An 18,868-nucleotide genomic window follows, 5' to 3' on the forward strand; every position below is an offset into this window, starting at 1 on the left:
TTAGTAAGCCGGTAAGCTAATGACTAAGAGTATCACCAGTATGATGACGTACTTCATCATAACCCTTTCCTTATTTTGGCCCCTTCCTCGGGAGGGGCTTTCCCGTTCCAGCGTCCCTCTGAAATCTCTGGCTTTCCTCCTTTTTGCCTTGTCAGCACTCTATCGCACAATTGCGCATTCGCTATCTTCACCACCGATTGTTGCGTAACGCCTCGCAAAGCCGCGTCAGCATTCAGACGAATCCCGACAGTGTTTCATAATTCCTCCATTTTTCTCCCTTGTTCACTGGCTAAACTAGTATCATTCCGCGAATCGTTTCAGGATGAGAAACTCATAACAATGAAAGGCAGTAATAAATCCCGCTGGGTGATAGCAATTGTGATCGTCGTGGCCGCCGTCGCCGCCATCTGGTTCTGGCAAAGCCGCAGCGCATCCCAGGGAACCGCACCGGGCGCGACCAAACCCGCGCAGCACACGGCGGGGTCAGGACGGCGTGGAATACGCTCCGGACCGTTGGCTCCCGTGCAGGCTGCCACCGCCACCGAGGAAGCCGTGCCACGCTATCTGACAGGGCTGGGGACCGTTACTGCCGCAAATACCGCCACGGTGCGTAGTCGGGTGGATGGTCAACTCATCGCCTTACACTTTGAGGAAGGACAACAGGTGAAAGCCGGCGACCTGCTGGCAGAGATAGATCCCAGCCAGTTCAAAGTTGCTCTGGCTCAGGCGCAGGGACAACTGGCAAAAGATAAAGCCACGCTGGCGAATGCCCGTCGCGATCTTGCCCGCTATCAACAGTTGGTTAAAACCAATCTGGTCTCCCGCCAGGAACTGGATGCCCAGCAGGCGCTGGTCAACGAGACGTTAGGCACAATCAAAGCGGATGAAGCCAGCGTCGCCAGCGCTCAGTTGCAGCTCGACTGGAGTCGGATAACCGCGCCTGTCGATGGTCGTGTCGGCCTGAAACAGGTCGATGTCGGTAACCAAATTTCCAGCGGCGATACCACCGGAATTGTCGTCATTACGCAAACGCATCCCATCGACCTGATATTTACTTTGCCTGAAAACGACATTGCTACCGTGTTGCAGGCACAAAAATCGGGGAGCCAGCTGAAGGTCGAAGCCTGGGACCGAACCAATTCGCAAAAGCTCAGCGAAGGCGTCCTGCTCAGTCTCGACAATCAGATTGATGCCACCACCGGAACAATCAAAGTTAAGGCTCGTTTTTCCAATCAGGATGATGCCTTATTCCCTAACCAGTTCGTTAACGCCCGCATGCTGGTCGACACACAACAAAATGCCGTTGTGATCCCAACTGCCGCCCTGCAGATGGGCAACGAAGGCCACTTTGTCTGGGTACTGAATAGCGATAACAAAGTGAGCAAACATCTGGTGAAATCGGGTATTCAGGATAGCCAAAAAGTGGTGATCGCCGCCGGGCTGTCTGCGGGCGATCGAGTCGTGACCGACGGTATCGATCGTCTGACGGAAGGCGCAAAAGTCGAAGTCGTTGAGGCGCACGACGCCTCTGTTTCCGATGAGAAAACAGCGCCACGCGGATACGGCAAAAAAGGAGCCAACTCCTGATGCAGGTGTTACCTCCGGACAGCACAGGCGGACCATCGCGCCTGTTTATTCTGCGCCCCGTCGCCACCACTCTGCTGATGGTCGCGATTTTGCTTGCCGGTATTATCGGCTATCGCTTCCTGCCAATCGCCGCCTTACCTGAAGTGGATTACCCCACGATTCAGGTCGTTACGCTCTACCCCGGCGCCAGCCCGGACGTCATGACCTCGGCGGTCACCGCACCGCTTGAACGTCAGTTCGGGCAGATGTCTGGCTTAAAACAGATGTCATCACAAAGTTCCGGTGGCGTATCGGTCGTTACGTTACAGTTTCAACTGACGCTCCCGTTGGATGTTGCCGAGCAGGAAGTTCAGGCCGCGATTAACGCCGCCACCAATTTATTACCCAGCGATCTCCCTAACCCTCCGGTCTACAGCAAGGTAAACCCGGCAGATCCGCCGATCATGACACTGGCGGTCACTTCCAGCGCCATGCCGATGACGCAGGTGGAAGATATGGTCGAAACCCGCGTCGCGCAGAAAATCTCTCAGGTATCCGGCGTGGGTCTGGTAACACTTTCCGGAGGGCAACGTCCGGCGGTCCGCGTGAAACTTAACGCTCAGGCCATTGCCGCACTCGGTCTGACCAGCGAAACCATCCGTACGGCCATTACCGGTGCCAACGTCAATTCAGCAAAAGGGAGTCTTGATGGCCCAACGCGTGCCGTTACCCTTTCAGCCAACGACCAGATGCAGTCCGCAGACGAATATCGTCAGCTCATTATTGCCTATAAAAACGGTGCGCCGGTTCGTTTGGGCGATGTCGCCACCGTCGAACAAGGAGCAGAAAACAGCTGGCTGGGCGCATGGGCCAATAAGCAACAAGCTATAGTGATGAATGTTCAGCGCCAACCTGGCGCGAACATCATCTCCACGGCAGACAGTATCCGCCAGATGCTGCCGCAGCTTACCGAAAGCCTGCCCAAATCGGTTAAGGTCAGCGTACTTTCCGATCGTACGACCAATATCCGTGCGTCCGTAGCGGATACCCAATTTGAGTTGATGCTGGCGATTGCGCTGGTAGTCATGATTATCTACCTGTTTTTGCGCAATATTCCGGCAACCATTATTCCTGCGGTCGCCGTACCGTTATCGTTAATCGGTACTTTCGCGGTGATGGTATTCCTCGATTTCTCCATCAACAACCTGACCCTCATGGCGCTAACCATTGCGACAGGTTTTGTGGTGGATGACGCTATCGTGGTTATCGAGAATATTTCACGCTATATCGAAAAAGGCGAAAAACCGCTGACTGCTGCCCTGAAGGGCGCGGGCGAGATTGGTTTTACCATTATCTCTCTGACATTTTCACTGATCGCCGTACTGATCCCACTGCTGTTTATGGGAGATATCGTAGGTCGATTGTTCCGTGAGTTCGCTGTGACGCTGGCCGTAGCGATTCTGATTTCCGCCGTTGTCTCGCTCACTCTTACGCCGATGATGTGCGCGCGTATGCTGAATCAGGCCTCATTACGTAAGCAAAACCGCTTCTCCCGTGCCTCAGAGCGAATGTTTGATCGCGTTATTGCCGGGTACGGACACTGGCTGGCGAAAGTGCTCAACCATCCGTGGCTCACGCTCAGCGTAGCGCTCGGCACGCTGGCGCTGAGCGTTATGCTATGGGTCTTTATCCCCAAAGGCTTCTTTCCGATCCAGGATAACGGCATTATCCAGGGAACGCTACAGGCGCCACAGTCCAGCTCATTTGCCAGCATGGCCCAGCGCCAGCGTCAGGTTTCAGATGTCATTCTGAAAGATCCGGCAGTAGAAAGCCTGACCGCTTTTGTCGGTGTGGACGGCACTAATACGGCATTGAACAGCGCGCGCTTACAAATCAACCTTAAGCCGCTGGATGAACGCGACGATCGGGTGCAGAAAGTGATTGCGCGCCTACAGGACGCGGTTGACAGAGTTCCCGGCGTTGACCTTTATCTTCAGCCCACTCAGGACCTGACGATTGATACTCAGGTTAGCCGGACGCAATATCAGTTCACGCTGCAAGCAACATCCCTTGATGCCCTCAGCACCTGGGTTCCACAACTGATAGCAAAACTAAATCAGCTACCGCAACTGTCCGATGTCAGTAGCGACTGGCAGGACAAAGGGCTGGTAGCATATGTGAACGTCAATCGCGACAGCGCCAGCCGTTTAGGCATCAGCATGTCAGATGTCGACAACGCCCTGTACAACGCCTTCGGCCAGCGACTGATTTCAACCATCTACACCCAGGCAAATCAGTATCGCGTGGTGTTAGAACATGACACCAACAATACGCCAGGGCTTGCGGCACTGGATACAATACGTCTGACCAGTAGCGACGGCGGCATAGTACCGCTCAGCGCGATCGCCAGTGTTGAACAGCGTTTTGCCCCGCTGTCGATTAACCACCTCGATCAGTTCCCGGTCACCACCATCTCGTTCAACGTGCCAGACGAGTGGTCGCTGGGTGATGCGGTACAGGCCATTCTGGATACCGAAAAAACGCTTAACTTGCCCGCAAATATTACCACCCAGTTCCAGGGCAGTACGCTCGCCTTTCAGGCCGCGCTGGGAAATACCATCTGGTTGATTGTGGCTGCGGTTGTCGCGATGTATATCGTCCTCGGCGTGCTGTATGAGAGCTTTATTCACCCAATTACTATTCTCTCCACGTTGCCGACAGCGGGTGTCGGGGCGCTTCTGGCGTTAATGATTGCCGGGAGCGAACTGGACGTCATCGCGATTATCGGCATAATTTTGCTCATCGGTATCGTCAAGAAAAACGCCATCATGATGATCGATTTTGCCCTTGCCGCGGAGCGCGAACAGGGAATGTCACCACGCGATGCCATTTTCCAGGCCTGTCTGCTGCGTTTTCGCCCGATCCTGATGACTACACTGGCGGCACTGCTCGGCGCGTTGCCGCTGATGTTGAGTACCGGCGTGGGCGCAGAGTTACGTCGCCCATTAGGTATTGGCATGGTCGGTGGGCTGCTGGTGAGTCAGGTATTAACCCTGTTTACCACCCCGGTGATTTATCTGCTGTTTGACCGTCTGTCGTTGTACGTGAAAAGCCGCTTCCCGCGTCAGGAAGAGGAAGCGTAAATGAAATTTTTCGCGCTTTTCATTCATCGTCCAGTGGCGACCATTCTCATTTCGGTAGCCATCACCCTGTGCGGCATACTCGGATTTCGTCTGCTGCCGGTCGCTCCGCTGCCGCAGGTGGATTTTCCGGTGATCATGGTCAGCGCATCGTTACCGGGTGCCTCACCCGAAACGATGGCGTCCTCGGTCGCAACTCCGCTGGAGCGCTCGCTGGGGCGCATTGCGGGCGTGAACGAAATGACATCAAGCAGTTCACTTGGCAGTACGCGTATTATTCTCGAATTCAAATTCGACCGTGACATCAATGGCGCGGCGCGGGACGTTCAGGCCGCAATTAACGCCGCGCAAAGTCTGCTACCCAGCGGGATGCCGAGCCGACCAACATATCGCAAAGCCAACCCTTCCGATGCGCCAATCATGATCCTGACGCTAACATCGGACACGTACTCGCAAGGTGAATTGTACGATTTCGCATCAACCCAGCTGGCGCAGACCATCGCTCAAATCGACGGCGTGGGCGACGTGGACGTTGGTGGCAGCTCACTGCCTGCCGTGCGTGTAGGGCTTAATCCGCAGGCGCTGTTTAACCAGGGTGTGTCGCTGGATGACGTGCGTAGCGCAATTGACAACGCCAACGTGCGTAAGCCGCAGGGTGCTATCGAGAATGATACTCACCGCTGGCAGGTCCAAACCAACGATGAGCTGAAAACCGCCGCCGAATACCAGCCGATCATCATCCACTACAATAACGGCGCGGCGGTGCGACTGGGCGACGTTGCGTCTGTAACCGACTCGGTGCAGGACGTACGCAACGCGGGGATGACCAATGCCAAACCGGCCATTCTGTTGATGATCCGCAAGCTACCGGAAGCCAATATCATTCAGACGGTAGACAGCATTCGCGCCAAATTACCGGAGCTACAAACGCTGGTACCGGCCGCCATCGATCTGCAAATCGCCCAGGACCGCTCGCCGACCATTCGCGCTTCACTGGAGGAAGTCGAACAGACGCTGATTATCTCCGTGGCGCTTGTTATCCTGGTGGTCTTTGTTTTCCTGCGCTCCGGGCGTGCGACGCTGATCCCCGCGGTAGCAGTCCCGGTCTCGCTGATCGGTACCTTTGCCGCTATGTATCTGTGCGGATTCAGCCTGAACAACCTGTCGTTGATGGCGTTAACCATTGCCACGGGATTTGTCGTCGATGACGCCATCGTGGTGCTGGAAAATATTGCCCGCCACCTGGAAGCAGGAATGAAGCCTCTCCAGGCAGCGTTACAGGGTACGCGCGAAGTGGGATTCACCGTGCTTTCCATGAGTCTGTCGCTGGTGGCGGTGTTCCTGCCACTGCTATTAATGGGCGGATTGCCTGGGCGCTTGCTGCGCGAATTTGCCGTCACGCTGTCGGTTGCTATCGGTATCTCGCTGCTGGTGTCGCTGACATTAACACCAATGATGTGCGGCTGGATGCTCAAATCTAGCTCCCCGCGCGAACAGTCTCGCAAACGGGGTTTTGGTCGTGTGCTGGTGGCGCTGCAACAGAGTTACGGCACCTCGCTTAAATGGGTGCTGCACCATACGCGGCTGGTAGGCGTGGTGTTGCTTGGCACCATTGCGCTGAATATCTGGCTTTATATTTCCATCCCCAAAACCTTCTTCCCGGAGCAGGATACGGGTGTATTGATGGGTGGGATCCAGGCCGACCAGAGCATCTCATTTCAGGCCATGCGCGGCAAACTGCAGGACTTTATGAAGATCATCCGCGACGACCCGGCGGTGAATAACGTCACCGGTTTTACCGGTGGTTCGCGGGTTAACAGCGGGATGATGTTTATTACCCTCAAGCCACGCGATGAGCGCCGTGAAACCGCTCAACAGGTGATCGACCGCCTGCGCGTCGCGCTTTCAAAAGAGCCAGGTGCGAATCTGTTTTTAATGGCGGTGCAAGATATTCGCGTTGGTGGACGCCAGGCCAACGCCAGCTATCAATACACATTGCTGTCCGACGATCTCGCGGCGCTGCGTGAGTGGGAACCGAAGATCCGTAAGGCGCTTGCCGCCCTGCCCCAACTGGCAGACGTTAACTCCGATCAGCAGGACAATGGCGCGGAGATGAATCTGATTTACGATCGCGACACCATGTCTCGTCTGGGGATCGACGTGGCAGCCGCCAACAGCCTGTTGAATAATGCTTTCGGACAACGACAGATCTCTACCATCTATCAGCCGATGAACCAGTACAAAGTGGTGATGGAGGTCGATCGACGTTACACCCAGGACATCAGCGCACTGGACAAAATGTTCGTCATCAACAATGACGGTAAAGCGATCCCGTTATCGTACTTTGCCAAATGGCAGCCGGCGAATGCGCCACTGTCTGTGAACCATCAGGGCTTGTCTGCCGCCTCAACCGTGTCGTTTAACCTGCCGACAGGTTCTTCACTGTCAGAAGCGACAGAGGCCATCAACAGAACCATGACCCAGCTCGGCGTCCCTTCCACGGTTCGCGGTAGCTTTGCCGGTACCGCACAGGTATTTCAGGACACGATGAATTCGCAGGTGATCCTGATTATCGCCGCCATCGCCACGGTCTATATCGTGCTGGGTATGCTGTATGAAAGCTATGTCCATCCGCTGACCATCCTCTCCACGCTACCTTCGGCTGGCGTCGGGGCGTTGCTGGCGCTGGAACTGTTCAATGCCCCGTTCAGCCTAATCGCCCTGATAGGGATCATGCTATTAATTGGCATTGTGAAGAAAAACGCCATCATGATGGTCGATTTTGCGCTGGAAGCGCAGAGAAACGGCAAGCTACAGCCGGAAGAAGCTATTTTCCAGGCCTGCCTGTTGCGCTTTCGCCCAATAATGATGACCACGCTGGCGGCGTTGTTTGGCGCGTTGCCGTTGGTGTTATCCGCAGGAGATGGCTCTGAACTGCGTCAGCCCTTGGGGATAACCATTGTCGGTGGGCTGGTCGTGAGCCAACTCCTGACGCTGTACACCACGCCCGTGGTCTATCTCTTTTTCGACCGTCTGCGTCTGCGTTTTTCGCGTAAAAACAGCAAACCGGTAGCAGAGTTATGACAGAACTTCCCGACAGCACCCGCTGGCAACTTTGGATTGTGGCATTTGGCTTTTTTATGCAGTCATTGGATACCACTATCGTTAACACCGCGCTTCCCTCGATGGCGGCAAGCCTCGGGGAAAGCCCGTTACACATGCATATGGTCATTGTGTCATATGTTTTAACTGTTGCCGTGATGCTGCCCGCCAGCGGATGGCTGGCGGACAAAGTTGGCGTGCGTAATATCTTCTTCACCGCCATCATCCTGTTTACGCTTGGCTCGCTGTTTTGCGCCGGGTCCAGCACGCTCAACGAGCTGGTGATGGCGCGCGTCTTACAAGGCGTTGGCGGCGCGATGATGGTGCCGGTCGGCAGGCTAACGGTGATGAAAATCGTCCCGCGTGAGCAATATATGGCGGCAATGACGTTTGTCACTTTACCCGGTCAAATCGGCCCGCTGCTGGGCCCGGCGTTAGGCGGAATTCTGGTTGAATACGCCTCCTGGCACTGGATATTTTTGATTAACATTCCGGTTGGTATTGTCGGTGCGATAGCGACGTTAATGCTGATGCCCAACTACACCATGCAAACCCGACGTTTCGACCTCTCTGGGTTCGCGATGCTGGCGGTCGGCATGGCGGTACTGACGCTGGCGCTCGATGGCAGCAAAGGAACCGGCCTCTCCAGTATCACGCTGGCGGCGTTGGTTATCTGCGGGGTGTTGGCTATTGTGCTGTATCTGAAACACGCCCATCGTAATCCGCGTGCGCTATTCAGCCTGAATCTGTTTCGCACACCAACCTTCTCGCTAGGTCTGTTCGGCAGTTTTGCCGGACGCATCGGCAGCGGCATGTTGCCGTTTATGATACCGGTGTTTTTACAGATTGGCCTCGGTTTTTCACCTTTTCATGCCGGGCTGATGATGATCCCGATGGTGCTGGGCAGTATGAGCATGAAGCGCATTGTGGTGCAGGTCGTTAACCGCTTTGGTTACCGTCGTGTGCTGATTACCACTACGCTTGGCCTTTCGCTGGTCAGTCTGTTGCTAATGACCACGGCACTGCTGGGCTGGTATTACGCCCTGCCCTTCGTGCTGTTTTTACAGGGAATGGTCAACTCAACGCGTTTTTCATCCATGAACACGCTTACGTTAAAAGATCTGCCTGACGATCTGGCCAGCAGCGGTAACAGCCTGTTGTCGATGATCATGCAGCTATCGATGAGTATTGGTGTGACCATCGCAGGCCTGCTGCTGGGCATGTTCGGCCAACAGCATATCGCCATCGACAGCGGAAGTACGCATACCGTCTTTATGTATACCTGGCTGTGCATCGCCTTCATTATTGCGCTGCCCGCCATTATTTTTGCCCGCGTGCCGAACGACACGCAAACCAACGCGGTGATTTCACGGCGCAAAAGGAGCACCTGATGAAGTTCTGGCGGCCCGGTATCACCGGCAAACTGTTTCTGGCAATTTTCGCCACCTGCATTGTGTTGCTGATCAGCATGCACTGGGCCGTACGCATTAGCTTCGAACGTGGTTTTATTGACTATATCAAGCACGGCAACGAGCAGCGGCTGCAAATGCTCAGCGACGCATTAAGCGAGCAGTACGAGCAGCACGGCAACTGGAGATTCTTACGCAATAACGATCGTTTTGTTTTCCAGATCCTGCGCTCTTTTGAACACGATAACGACGATGATAAACCGGGCCCAGGCATGCCGCCACACGGCTGGCGTACACAGTTTTGGGTTGTCGACCAAAATGCCCGCGTGCTGGTCGGCCCGCGCGGCCCAGTTCCTCGCGACGGCATGCGCCATCCCATACGCGTTAACGGTAGCGAAGTGGGCGCCGTGATCGCCTCTCCTGTAGAACGCTTAACGCGGAATACGGATATCAATTTCGACATGCAGCAAAGACGATCCAGTTGGCTTATCGTTGCGCTCTCCACGATCCTGGCCGCGCTGGCGACGTTTACGCTGGCGCGCAGCCTGCTGGCCCCAGTTAAGCGGTTGGTGGAAGGCACGCACAAACTGGCAGCGGGCGATTTCACCACTCGCGTTACGCCAACCAGTACGGATGAGCTGGGCAAGCTGGCGCAGGACTTCAACCAGCTCGCCAGTACGTTGGAAAAAAACCAGCAGATGCGTCGTGACTTTATGGCCGATATTTCTCACGAACTGCGTACGCCGTTGGCGGTGTTGCGCGGTGAACTGGAGGCCATTCAGGATGGCGTACGCCAGTTTACCCCTGACTCCGTTGCCTCGTTGCAGGCTGAAGTCGGTACGCTCACCAAACTGGTTGACGACCTTCATCAGCTCTCCATGTCAGATGAAGGCGCGCTGGCCTATCAGAAAACATCGCTGGACCTCATCCCCCTATTGGAAGTGGCAAGCGGCGCATTTCGTGAACGCTTCGCCAGCCGTGGATTGACCATACAGCTTTCGCTCCCCGACAGCATGACGGTATTTGGTGACAGGGATCGTCTGATGCAGCTGTTCAACAACCTGCTGGAAAACAGTCTGCGCTACACCGATAGCGGTGGCGGGTTGCATATCAGCGCCGAACAACGCGAACGCATGGTATTATTAACCTTCGCAGATTCCGCTCCTGGCGTAAGTGACGAGCAGTTACAGAAGCTGTTTGAACGATTTTATCGCACCGAAGGCTCGCGCAACCGCGCCAGCGGAGGTTCTGGATTGGGGCTGGCGATTTGCGTCAATATCGTACAGGCGCATAATGGTCTGATTCGTGCCGCCCATTCGCCTTTTGGTGGGGTTAGCATTACAGTAGAGTTACCGCTGGAACGCGATTTACAGAGAGATGTATGACTGAGTTACCCATTGATGAAAACACACCGCGTATTCTGATCGTGGAAGATGAGCCTAAGCTGGGGCAACTGCTGATCGACTACCTGCGGGCAGCGAGCTATGCCCCTACGCTGATCAACCACGGCGACCTTGTTCTTCCTTACGTGCGCCAAACGCCGCCCGATCTGATCTTGTTGGATCTGATGCTGCCCGGTACCGACGGTCTGACTCTGTGTCGGGAAATCCGCCGCTTCTCAGAAGTCCCCATCATGATGGTAACCGCTAAAATCGAAGAGATTGATCGCCTGCTGGGGCTGGAGATCGGTGCTGATGATTATATTTGTAAACCTTACAGCCCGCGTGAAGTTGTCGCGCGCGTAAAAACGATCCTGCGCCGATGCAAACCGCAGCGCGAACTGCAACAAATGGATGCAGAAAGCCCGCTTATCGTCGATGAAGGCCGTTTTCAGGCCTCCTGGCGTGGGAAGATGCTCGATTTAACGCCCGCCGAATTCCGCTTACTTAAAACGTTGTCACATGAGCCGGGAAAAGTGTTCTCCCGTGAACAGTTGCTCAATCATCTCTATGACGATTACCGCGTCGTTACCGACCGCACCATCGACAGCCATATTAAGAACCTGCGACGCAAGCTGGAGTCGCTGGATGCCGAGCAGTCGTTTATCCGCGCGGTCTATGGCGTGGGGTATCGCTGGGAAGCCGACGCCTGCCGAATTGCTTAAACTCTCCTGCCCTTCAGGGCTCCGTGAGCCCTGGTAACTAGCAACTCTCCAAATATCGCTCATACTCTTTCTGACAATACTGTCGTCAATAACTGTTTGATATAAAACTTTTAATCAAGGAGTTCATATGGCTGGTTGGTTTGAATTAAGTAAGAGTAGCGATGATCAGTACCGCTTTGTTCTTAAAGCTGGGAACGGGGAAATAATCCTTACCAGTGAGCTTTACACTACAAAAGGCGCTGCAGAAAAAGGGATCGCATCTGTCCAGGCTAACAGCCCTCTGGATGAGCGTTATGAGAAAAAAACAGCGGCTAATGGCAAATTACATTTCAACCTGAAAGCTGCAAACCACCAGATTATTGGTAGCAGTCAACTGTATGCGAATGAACAGTCACGCGAGACCGGTATTGCTTCAGTTAAGACCAATGGTGCCAGTCAGACGATAAAAGATAAGACCTGATAATTACTCGCTCAGCCGGGTAACGCAACGCTGTCGCCCGGCGTTTTTCTTTACCTGACTTCCTCGCAGCGCTACAATGCCCGCCCTTAATATGGGGGCACTCCCCTAACCGCCTCATTGAGTGAGGCGAGTCTGACCTGTCATCAGAACGAGAAAATTATGTTTAAACCGGAACTCCTTTCCCCGGCGGGAACGCTGAAAAACATGCGTTACGCTTTCGCCTATGGCGCAGACGCTGTGTATGCGGGCCAACCGCGTTACTCACTGCGCGTACGCAACAACGAATTCAACCACGAAAACCTGCAGCTCGGCATTAATGAAGCTCATGAACTGGGTAAAAAATTCTATGTGGTGGTTAACATTGCCCCACACAATGCCAAGCTGAAGACCTTCATTCGTGATCTGAAACCGGTGGTGGAAATGGGGCCGGATGCACTGATCATGTCAGACCCTGGTCTGATTATGCTGGTGCGCGAAAACTTCCCTGACATGGACATTCACCTTTCAGTACAGGCTAACGCCGTAAACTGGGCGACGGTGAAATTCTGGAAGCAGATGGGGCTGACCCGCGTGATCCTCTCCCGCGAGCTGTCGCTGGAAGAAATCGAAGAGATCCGCACCCAGGTGCCGGATATGGAGCTTGAGATCTTCGTTCACGGTGCGCTGTGTATGGCCTACTCCGGCCGTTGCCTGCTTTCTGGCTATATCAACAAACGTGACCCTAACCAGGGTACCTGCACCAATGCCTGCCGCTGGGAATACAACGTGCAGGAAGGCAAAGAAGACGTGGTGGGCAATATCGTACATAAATACGAGCCTATCCCGGTACAAAACGTTGAGCCTACGCTGGGTATCGGCGCACCGACAGACAAAGTCTTTATGATTGAAGAAGCCCAGCGTCCGGGTGAGTATATGACCGCGTTCGAAGACGAACATGGCACTTACATCATGAATTCGAAGGATTTGCGTGCCATTGCCCACGTTGAACGTCTGACGCAGATGGGTGTGCATTCCCTGAAGATCGAAGGCCGCACCAAGTCATACTATTACTGTGCACGTACCGCGCAGGTCTATCGTAAAGCCATTGATGATGCCGCAGCCGGTAAACCGTTCGACCCGCAACTGCTGGAAACGCTGGAAGGTCTGGCACATCGTGGTTACACCGAAGGGTTCCTGCGCCGCCATACACATGACGACTATCAGAACTACGAATACGGTTTCTCTGTTTCCGAGCGTCAGCAGTTTGTCGGCGAATTCACCGGCGAACGTAAAGGTGAACTGGCAGCCGTACTGGTGAAAAACAAATTCACCGTCGGCGACAGCCTGGAGCTGATGACCCCACAGGGCAACATCAACTTTACTCTCGAACAGATGGAAAACGCGAAAGGCGAAGCGATGCCGGTTGCGCCGGGCGATGGTTACACCGTGTGGATGCCTGTACCGGAGGATATCGATCTGAATTATGCATTGTTGATGCGTAATTTTACCGGTGAGTCCACGCGCGACCCGCATGCTAAGTAGTTAATTACGGTTATTTTTCAGCGTTCGGAAGATTCTTAGAAATCGATCACATACCGTTTCGTTCATTAAGGGTATTATCCCCTCCGCTGAAAAACATAACCCATAAATGCTAGCTGTACCAGGAACCACCTCCTTAGCCTGCGTAATCTCCCTTACGCAGGCTTATTTTTTGCCTGTAATACACTGAAATAAATGGATTTATTTCTTACAATGTCCACACATTGACCACATCAAACAAACCCCGTCCGCAAAACGGGGTTTTTTCCATATTGGTGAGTTTATTTTTTGTCAGACTTTTTGCTTAAATGTGTAGTGTAACCATTTGTATTAAAAGTCAATTACTTCCATCCACATGCTTTTTGAAGTGGTTTCATTGCTTCCGATAAACCAGCAAGATCAAATGTCGCACTGACAGGCGTTTCGTTATAGGGGGTTATCTTTGTGTACATTTTATCCGCTTTCGCTAAGGCTCTAATGAAATCAATATCACTGCCTCTGTAAAAAACAGCTTTTGTATCCGTGGAAATCGACCAGTTTTTTTCGACCGCTTTTTGCTTATCCAAACGATACAACATGCTCGTTTGTTCGAGTCCTAAGTACACATCCCAGTTAATAAAAACTTCAGTTTTCTTTTCACGGCAGGCCACGTAAATTGTCGGTGTAACACTCTCTCCATAAGGCGTTCTGATGTAATCATTACTAGACAGTGAAAGAATTACGTTTTTTGAGTCGTCCACCGGAGATGTAGTAACAGAAGTCTGCCACTTACCGGGATTTGCTACAGCTGTATGTGTTGATTCATTATCACCCGATACAATTTGCGGGAATAGCTTGTCATAACATGCCAACCGTTTAGTTCCGTTAATCTCGCTTCGGCATTGCGACAATGCCGCACCATCCGGTTGTCGAATTTCTGCGGTTACAGGCTGAGGTGCTGACGTTTCCGAAACTGTAGATGACTTAAAAGTTGGCGAGAAGAATCGATCATAGCAGGACAGTCGCTTATCGTTATCTTTCTCGTCTGGGCATTGATCTCTGCTTTCAAACTTCTGAGCGTTTTCTTTGCGTGTGGGTGGTATGGACTTATCGTAACAAGAAAGCCGATCTGCATTACTTTCTATGGCCCGACACTCAAGCACGGCATTGAAGTTTTTATGTTCATTCGTTGCATGGGCTGTAGAAGCACTAAGTGCTATAAATGACACCCCGATAGTAAAAACATACTTTTTCATTCGCTCATCCTTACAGCTAACTAGCGTCATAACCTTAATCCCCTTTGTTTGTCCATCACTTGTCAATTAATACAAACGCTTGAAGTTTATCTTGCTTATTTTTATTAACAAGAATGTAGCCGTGCTTATGTAGTTGATTTCGCATCCACCATAGATCTTTTTTTCATTTTTCTGCGCCACGCTTTGCAAGACGACGAATTCAAGCAATCTGCCGCCAGCCCGCACTGCGCAAGGCTTCACGATATCCGCACCCGAAAACCACCGAACGCCACCGAATCATTTTGATCGTCACGGAAACCAAAACGATCCTTTTAAAAACATCATGTTATCCAGTCGGTTAGCGACTGGCGACGCAGTGACTTTTGCAAAGTGCTGCAAATCTTTGCGCAGCGTGCAAACGCCCGCAGGATGCAAAAGCCCAGCAGCGGCGCAGGCTGGCGGGGTGCTTTGCGCAAAATTTCTTTTGCAAAATTTTTATGATCCAAACTGCGCAGGCGGGTGCGGTGTAGCGCCGTTTCCGTCCTGGATCCGCTTCCGTCTGCCTGCTGTCGCTTACGCTGTAGGCCGCTGTTGAACGAACGAAAGAAAGGCCGCACGATGGCGACCTTTAATATTTGCGCCTGCTGTGGCGCGTTCTGTGGTGTCTGGTGAGGTGTGCGGTTATGCCGCTTTTTATCAGGCTATCAGGGGGCCGTATTTGCTTTTCAATGTACCGGTTTTAGTGGCCGTTGCGTTGAACTGCGTAGCCTGCCCGCTGGCCCCTGTATTGGGGTGAGTATGTGACGCGGCAGTCTCTGCCAGCTCCCTCACCACATCCAGGGTGTCGGTAAGTAGCGTCAGGACGTTAATCTCTTCGCTTCCCAGTTTTACCACCGGGGCAATCAGCTGTTGCGCCTGGGCCACACTTCGGCGGATGCCGCTGATTTTTTCAGTCAGTGCGCCGCTGACGTTTGACGTGACATTCCCTTTCACGTCGTCTGTCACATTGCCCGCGACGTCCCGTTTCACGTTCCGGCCAACACTGACGGAATTGTCCTTGCTGCAGGTCACTGTCAGGTTGCCGGATGTGCCAACGCTGTAATCCCCCTCGCTGATATGGACCACCGCCCCGGCCAGAAGTGTGGTCGTGCCCAGCACGGTTGTTTTATCCGTTGCCTGGACCGTTGTTTCACGGACAACCACTTTGCGGATCTCTTCATCGGTGGTGACTTCGCGCATCATGGAGTTTTCGCGGATTGTCTGGTCTGTCTGGCGCTCCCAGTCTCCGGCAACGGTCACGCGCTGCGATACACCATCGCGCTGTTGCTGCAACTGCTCACCGGGTTTAACCGCTGGCAGGTTATGACCCTCCGCCATAATCTGGCGCACAAAGGGCTTATCCTGCCGCCCCTCAGTGAACCCGACTTCAACCAGCGTTCCAGGGGGCGGAAACTGGAACATTCCCGACTCGCTGCCCGCCATTGGTACAGGTAGCGGAACGGCAGAATAAACCGGCGTATTTGCGGCTGGCTTGCCGTCTTCGTCAAGCAGCTGGAGATCTACGGCATAGCGCGGGCGGAATGGATCGGCAATATTACCCCCTGACACATCCTCGCTTGGTGCTTCCACCCTGGCGAATTTTGGAAGATGCAGGCCGCTTGCCAGCTCCGGGAATGCGTTTTCAATCTGCCGCTGAATGGGTGATTTTTGCAATGGTTGGCCGTTGGCTTTGTTGCGGGGCTGCCAGGTGATTGCCATGTCGTCGTTATTTAGCCGGACCTGGTTCAGCCGCTGGCCGTTCACTTCCACACCCGGTCGCAGGCTCTGAATCATCGGCACAACCATTGAATTACCGCCCGCCGATGCCTGGCTAAATTCGTGCGGGATCTCCACTGGCTTACCTGCAAAAAGACTGTGCTCCGCAGCGCCGACGAAGACGTCCCCGTCCGGCAGCTGATACCAGAGATAATCCGTCACTGAAAATGCACGGCCCAGACTGGCAAGAAGCTGATAGCCCGTGCCGCTGTGCGTAAAATGAGGGATCGGTTTATCTGCATAAGCAGCGCCGACCGGCGTTGTAACAGCCAGCCCGCTTTGTTCACTTATCCAGTCAGTAATCTGGCGCAGCGTTGGATGCTGGAAAGAACACGGCCACAATTTATCAAAGATGCCTACCAGCTCACGCACGAACAACCGGCATGTTCCATTATCAGCAGGCTGTGACCGCTCGACATACCCGGTAAACCAACGCAAGACCAGACCATCATAACCAACATCGATACGCACCATTTTGCCGGTGTAATCTGTCTCTGTCCCCGCCGTAATAAACCCCCGACCGCACGCGTTCAGCTCTAGCACGATATTGCAGTCAATCAGATGGACCGGATCAGAGGAAAGGTACAGGCGTTTAATTGGTTTCATCGTTTAATTACCCCAGCGCATCGTTGACCGGCTTTAAGACCTTTTCTTCAAACCAGCTCATTTTGTCGGCTGGCTCGTCAGCACCGGCAGCCGAACCCGCGCCCTTTGACCCCGTTTGCTTGGTGCTGGCCGTCGCATTACCTTTGCGGGCCTGTCGTTTTTCCGGGACGCTGCCTTTTTCACGCAGGGTAAAACTTACCTGCCAGGCAAGGCGATCCTCCTGCGGTACGGCATCAATCTGGCCGGTGAACGTGGCTTCACGAAGGTTGATAGCCGTTGCCGTCGCATTGGCGACGCGGTACTTTTTCAGTGCGCCGCTGGCTTCGGTTGCGGATGCCAGCTGGAAAAGCCGCTGTAAAACGGCTTCGTCGTCGAATGTCACCAGACCCGACACGCGCAGCTCTTTGGCCTTGATACCCTGTTCAGCATTGGCCGTGCTCGATGTCTGGCCCGACTGGTCCTTCTCCTGAAACTGCATGGAAGGCGAAACCAGCATGTTCTGCATGGCGATCCCTTCACCATCAAGCGCGAGTAATGCGGTCTGGCTCATGTAGCATCTTCCCTAAGTCAGATAACGAATCCCCGATAAACATCATCGCGGCGGTATGCACTGCCGTTGTTTGCGGGATGCCTTTCAGCAATTCAGCGGCAGCAACGGCATAACTTCCGCTGTAACTGAATGAAAAAATATTCGCGCTGGCGGCTTTCAGGTCGTCCAGCCCCTGGCTGAGTGAGGCCAGCAAACCGGCCCGTTCCTGAATAAATCCCGTAACCTGATTTTTTAGATCTGTTGTGGTTGTACTGACTGCGGCGGCCAGCTGCGCGGCGGCAACTCGCTGGGCATTCAGCGCCAGCCGGTTGGTTGAGACTGATAACGGCGCACTGGCTGGCAATACATCGGCTTTAACCGGCAACTGCATTTTTACCGTGCTGAGTTCTGCGGCCGCTACTGCCATTCGGCTTACCTGCGTAAAAACGGGGGCAGGAAATACGGTGGACAGTTTATTCAGCCCCTGCATAAAAGCGTCGTGGGTATTCTCCGCCACCATCATGACGATGACATCACCGCTACCGCCACCGGATAACAGTTTTTTTGCGAGATATCCCATCGCATTGGCCGGACTGAGATAACCGCCTGAATCCGTGTTCTGTCCCAGCCCGTAAACCCAGGGATGCGCTGGCACAATGGAACAGGCCAGCGCCCCCATATCGTCAGCAATCTTTACAACCGATTCACGCCACATCCCCCGGAACCTCCATTACCAGCATAACTACTACACTCAGCAATTGCGCCACCATTAACCAGCAATTTTCGAGCAGTATCATCATCCAGCGAAGTCTGAACTTCACTTCGCTGTACTGACTTGAGCTGCACTATTTATCGTTTCTACTAAACCAACGTTTTGATTACCAGGAGGCGCTGGCCATTCGGGTTTTGAGGTATCTACCCGATTCACCATGACGCTGTAGCGTTCCCAGATTTCAAGCAAGGTGATTTCGTCACTGGTAGCAATATCCAGCTTCACCGCCCGTTCAAGCGGAGCAATTGCCGCCATAGCCTCTGCAAGCAGGCTGGATTTTTTTCTTTCGGCCTGCTCTATTAACTCTGATTGCGTATAAACACGAGGAGATACTTTCCCGTCCCGATACTGCCAACCGCCATCGATCCAAACGTCATCGAATGACGTGTTGTACTCCACCTCCGCAACACTTTTGTCGACTGGCCAGAGCGTCGTTATGTCACGGGAAAAAGAGCGTATAATTCCCTCGTCATCAATGACAAGTTTCATTGTATCTGTGGCAAATTTCTTCTGTGCTTCATACCAGTCCGTTCCATCTTCTGCCCGCAAAAACATTACGTTGTGCTTTTCAGCTAATTCAGCCTGTTCACCTTCCACAGGATGATAGCGAGTAAATCTTTTAAAAAACTGCAT

14 protein-coding genes are annotated in these 18,868 nt (G+C 53.4%); 8 read left to right on the top strand and 6 right to left on the bottom strand.

Going from position 1 to position 18,868, the window contains the following annotated elements:
• On the bottom strand, nt 1–60 hold the full coding sequence (locus OGX94_RS18285; RefSeq protein ID WP_106672390.1) for a type I toxin-antitoxin system Ibs family toxin: 60 nt from the start codon (nt 58–60) through the stop codon (nt 1–3).
• 279 nt (nt 61–339) lie between these two features.
• On the opposite strand from OGX94_RS18285, the gene OGX94_RS18290 reads away from it, so the two are divergent.
• The 8 genes from OGX94_RS18290 to trhP all read left to right on the top strand — a co-directional run bounded on the left by OGX94_RS18290 (nt 340) and on the right by trhP (nt 13,302).
• Nucleotides 340–1,587 (top strand): MdtA/MuxA family multidrug efflux RND transporter periplasmic adaptor subunit, encoded by a 1,248-nt coding sequence (locus OGX94_RS18290; protein ID WP_257661828.1) that lies wholly within the window; start codon nt 340–342, stop codon nt 1,585–1,587.
• On the top strand, nt 1,587–4,709 hold the full coding sequence (locus OGX94_RS18295) for an MdtB/MuxB family multidrug efflux RND transporter permease subunit (RefSeq protein WP_257661827.1): 3,123 nt from the start codon (nt 1,587–1,589) through the stop codon (nt 4,707–4,709). The genes OGX94_RS18290 and OGX94_RS18295 overlap by 1 nt, the downstream gene beginning before the upstream one ends.
• A complete protein-coding gene (gene mdtC, locus OGX94_RS18300) occupies nt 4,710–7,790 on the top strand; it encodes a multidrug efflux RND transporter permease subunit MdtC (RefSeq protein WP_063940494.1) in 3,081 nt (1,026 codons plus the stop codon).
• Nucleotides 7,787–9,199 (top strand): MFS transporter, encoded by a 1,413-nt coding sequence (locus OGX94_RS18305; protein WP_257661826.1) that lies wholly within the window; start codon nt 7,787–7,789, stop codon nt 9,197–9,199. Before mdtC ends, OGX94_RS18305 begins: the two co-directional genes overlap by 4 nt.
• On the top strand, nt 9,199–10,602 hold the full coding sequence (baeS, locus tag OGX94_RS18310; RefSeq protein ID WP_003834277.1) for an envelope stress sensor histidine kinase BaeS: 1,404 nt from the start codon (nt 9,199–9,201) through the stop codon (nt 10,600–10,602). The genes OGX94_RS18305 and baeS overlap by 1 nt, the downstream gene beginning before the upstream one ends.
• Nucleotides 10,599–11,321, top strand: coding sequence for an envelope stress response regulator BaeR (baeR, locus tag OGX94_RS18315; protein WP_003834278.1), 723 nt, complete (start codon nt 10,599–10,601; stop codon nt 11,319–11,321). Before baeS ends, baeR begins: the two co-directional genes overlap by 4 nt.
• A 127-nt stretch (nt 11,322–11,448) precedes the next feature.
• Nucleotides 11,449–11,781 carry a YegP family protein gene (locus OGX94_RS18320; protein ID WP_003834279.1) on the top strand — a complete coding sequence of 111 codons (333 nt, stop codon included), beginning with the start codon at nt 11,449–11,451 and terminating at the stop codon, nt 11,779–11,781.
• 159 nt (nt 11,782–11,940) lie between these two features.
• Entirely contained in the window at nt 11,941–13,302 is a 1,362-nt protein-coding gene (trhP, locus tag OGX94_RS18325) for a prephenate-dependent tRNA uridine(34) hydroxylase TrhP (RefSeq protein WP_003834280.1), read from the top strand.
• Between the two features lie 338 nt (nt 13,303–13,640).
• Here the strand turns inward: trhP and OGX94_RS18330 are convergent, their stop codons facing one another.
• The 5 genes from OGX94_RS18330 to OGX94_RS18350 all read right to left on the bottom strand — a co-directional run bounded on the left by OGX94_RS18330 (nt 13,641) and on the right by OGX94_RS18350 (nt 18,868).
• The gene (locus tag OGX94_RS18330) at nt 13,641–14,534 is read right to left on the bottom strand and encodes a type VI secretion system-associated protein TagO (RefSeq protein ID WP_200080755.1); all 894 of its coding nucleotides are present in this window, start codon (nt 14,532–14,534) and stop codon (nt 13,641–13,643) included.
• Between the two features lie 675 nt (nt 14,535–15,209).
• Nucleotides 15,210–16,934 (bottom strand): hypothetical protein, encoded by a 1,725-nt coding sequence (locus OGX94_RS18335; RefSeq protein WP_213735380.1) that lies wholly within the window; start codon nt 16,932–16,934, stop codon nt 15,210–15,212.
• Between the two features lie 7 nt (nt 16,935–16,941).
• Nucleotides 16,942–17,484, bottom strand: coding sequence for a baseplate complex protein (locus tag OGX94_RS18340; protein WP_000083770.1), 543 nt, complete (start codon nt 17,482–17,484; stop codon nt 16,942–16,944).
• A complete protein-coding gene (locus OGX94_RS18345) occupies nt 17,456–18,178 on the bottom strand; it encodes a hypothetical protein (protein ID WP_200080757.1) in 723 nt (240 codons plus the stop codon). The genes OGX94_RS18340 and OGX94_RS18345 overlap by 29 nt, the downstream gene beginning before the upstream one ends.
• A 102-nt stretch (nt 18,179–18,280) precedes the next feature.
• Complete coding sequence (locus OGX94_RS18350) at nt 18,281–18,868, bottom strand: tail fiber assembly protein (RefSeq protein WP_200080758.1); 588 nt, start codon at nt 18,866–18,868, stop codon at nt 18,281–18,283.

The sequence above is a fragment of the Citrobacter sp. Cpo037 genome (assembly GCF_030332945.1).
GTDB classification, from domain to species: Bacteria; Pseudomonadota; Gammaproteobacteria; order Enterobacterales; family Enterobacteriaceae; genus Citrobacter; species Citrobacter portucalensis.

Excerpts from the sequence above, each read along its gene's own strand:
- OGX94_RS18290 (WP_257661828.1), top strand. The coding sequence starts at position 340 with ATGAAAGGCAGTAATAAATCCCGCTGGGTGATAGCAATTGTGATCGTC.
- OGX94_RS18295 (WP_257661827.1), top strand. The coding sequence starts at position 1,587 with ATGCAGGTGTTACCTCCGGACAGCACAGGCGGACCATCGCGCCTGTTT.
- mdtC (WP_063940494.1), top strand. The coding sequence starts at position 4,710 with ATGAAATTTTTCGCGCTTTTCATTCATCGTCCAGTGGCGACCATTCTC.
- OGX94_RS18305 (WP_257661826.1), top strand. The coding sequence starts at position 7,787 with ATGACAGAACTTCCCGACAGCACCCGCTGGCAACTTTGGATTGTGGCA.
- baeS (WP_003834277.1), top strand. The coding sequence starts at position 9,199 with ATGAAGTTCTGGCGGCCCGGTATCACCGGCAAACTGTTTCTGGCAATT.
- baeR (WP_003834278.1), top strand. The coding sequence starts at position 10,599 with ATGACTGAGTTACCCATTGATGAAAACACACCGCGTATTCTGATCGTG.
- OGX94_RS18320 (WP_003834279.1), top strand. The coding sequence starts at position 11,449 with ATGGCTGGTTGGTTTGAATTAAGTAAGAGTAGCGATGATCAGTACCGC.
- trhP (WP_003834280.1), top strand. The coding sequence starts at position 11,941 with ATGTTTAAACCGGAACTCCTTTCCCCGGCGGGAACGCTGAAAAACATG.
- OGX94_RS18330 (WP_200080755.1), bottom strand. The coding sequence starts at position 14,534 with ATGAAAAAGTATGTTTTTACTATCGGGGTGTCATTTATAGCACTTAGT.
- OGX94_RS18335 (WP_213735380.1), bottom strand. The coding sequence starts at position 16,934 with ATGAAACCAATTAAACGCCTGTACCTTTCCTCTGATCCGGTCCATCTG.
- OGX94_RS18340 (WP_000083770.1), bottom strand. The coding sequence starts at position 17,484 with ATGAGCCAGACCGCATTACTCGCGCTTGATGGTGAAGGGATCGCCATG.
- OGX94_RS18345 (WP_200080757.1), bottom strand. The coding sequence starts at position 18,178 with ATGTGGCGTGAATCGGTTGTAAAGATTGCTGACGATATGGGGGCGCTG.
- OGX94_RS18350 (WP_200080758.1), bottom strand. The coding sequence starts at position 18,868 with ATGCAGTTTTTTAAAAGATTTACTCGCTATCATCCTGTGGAAGGTGAA.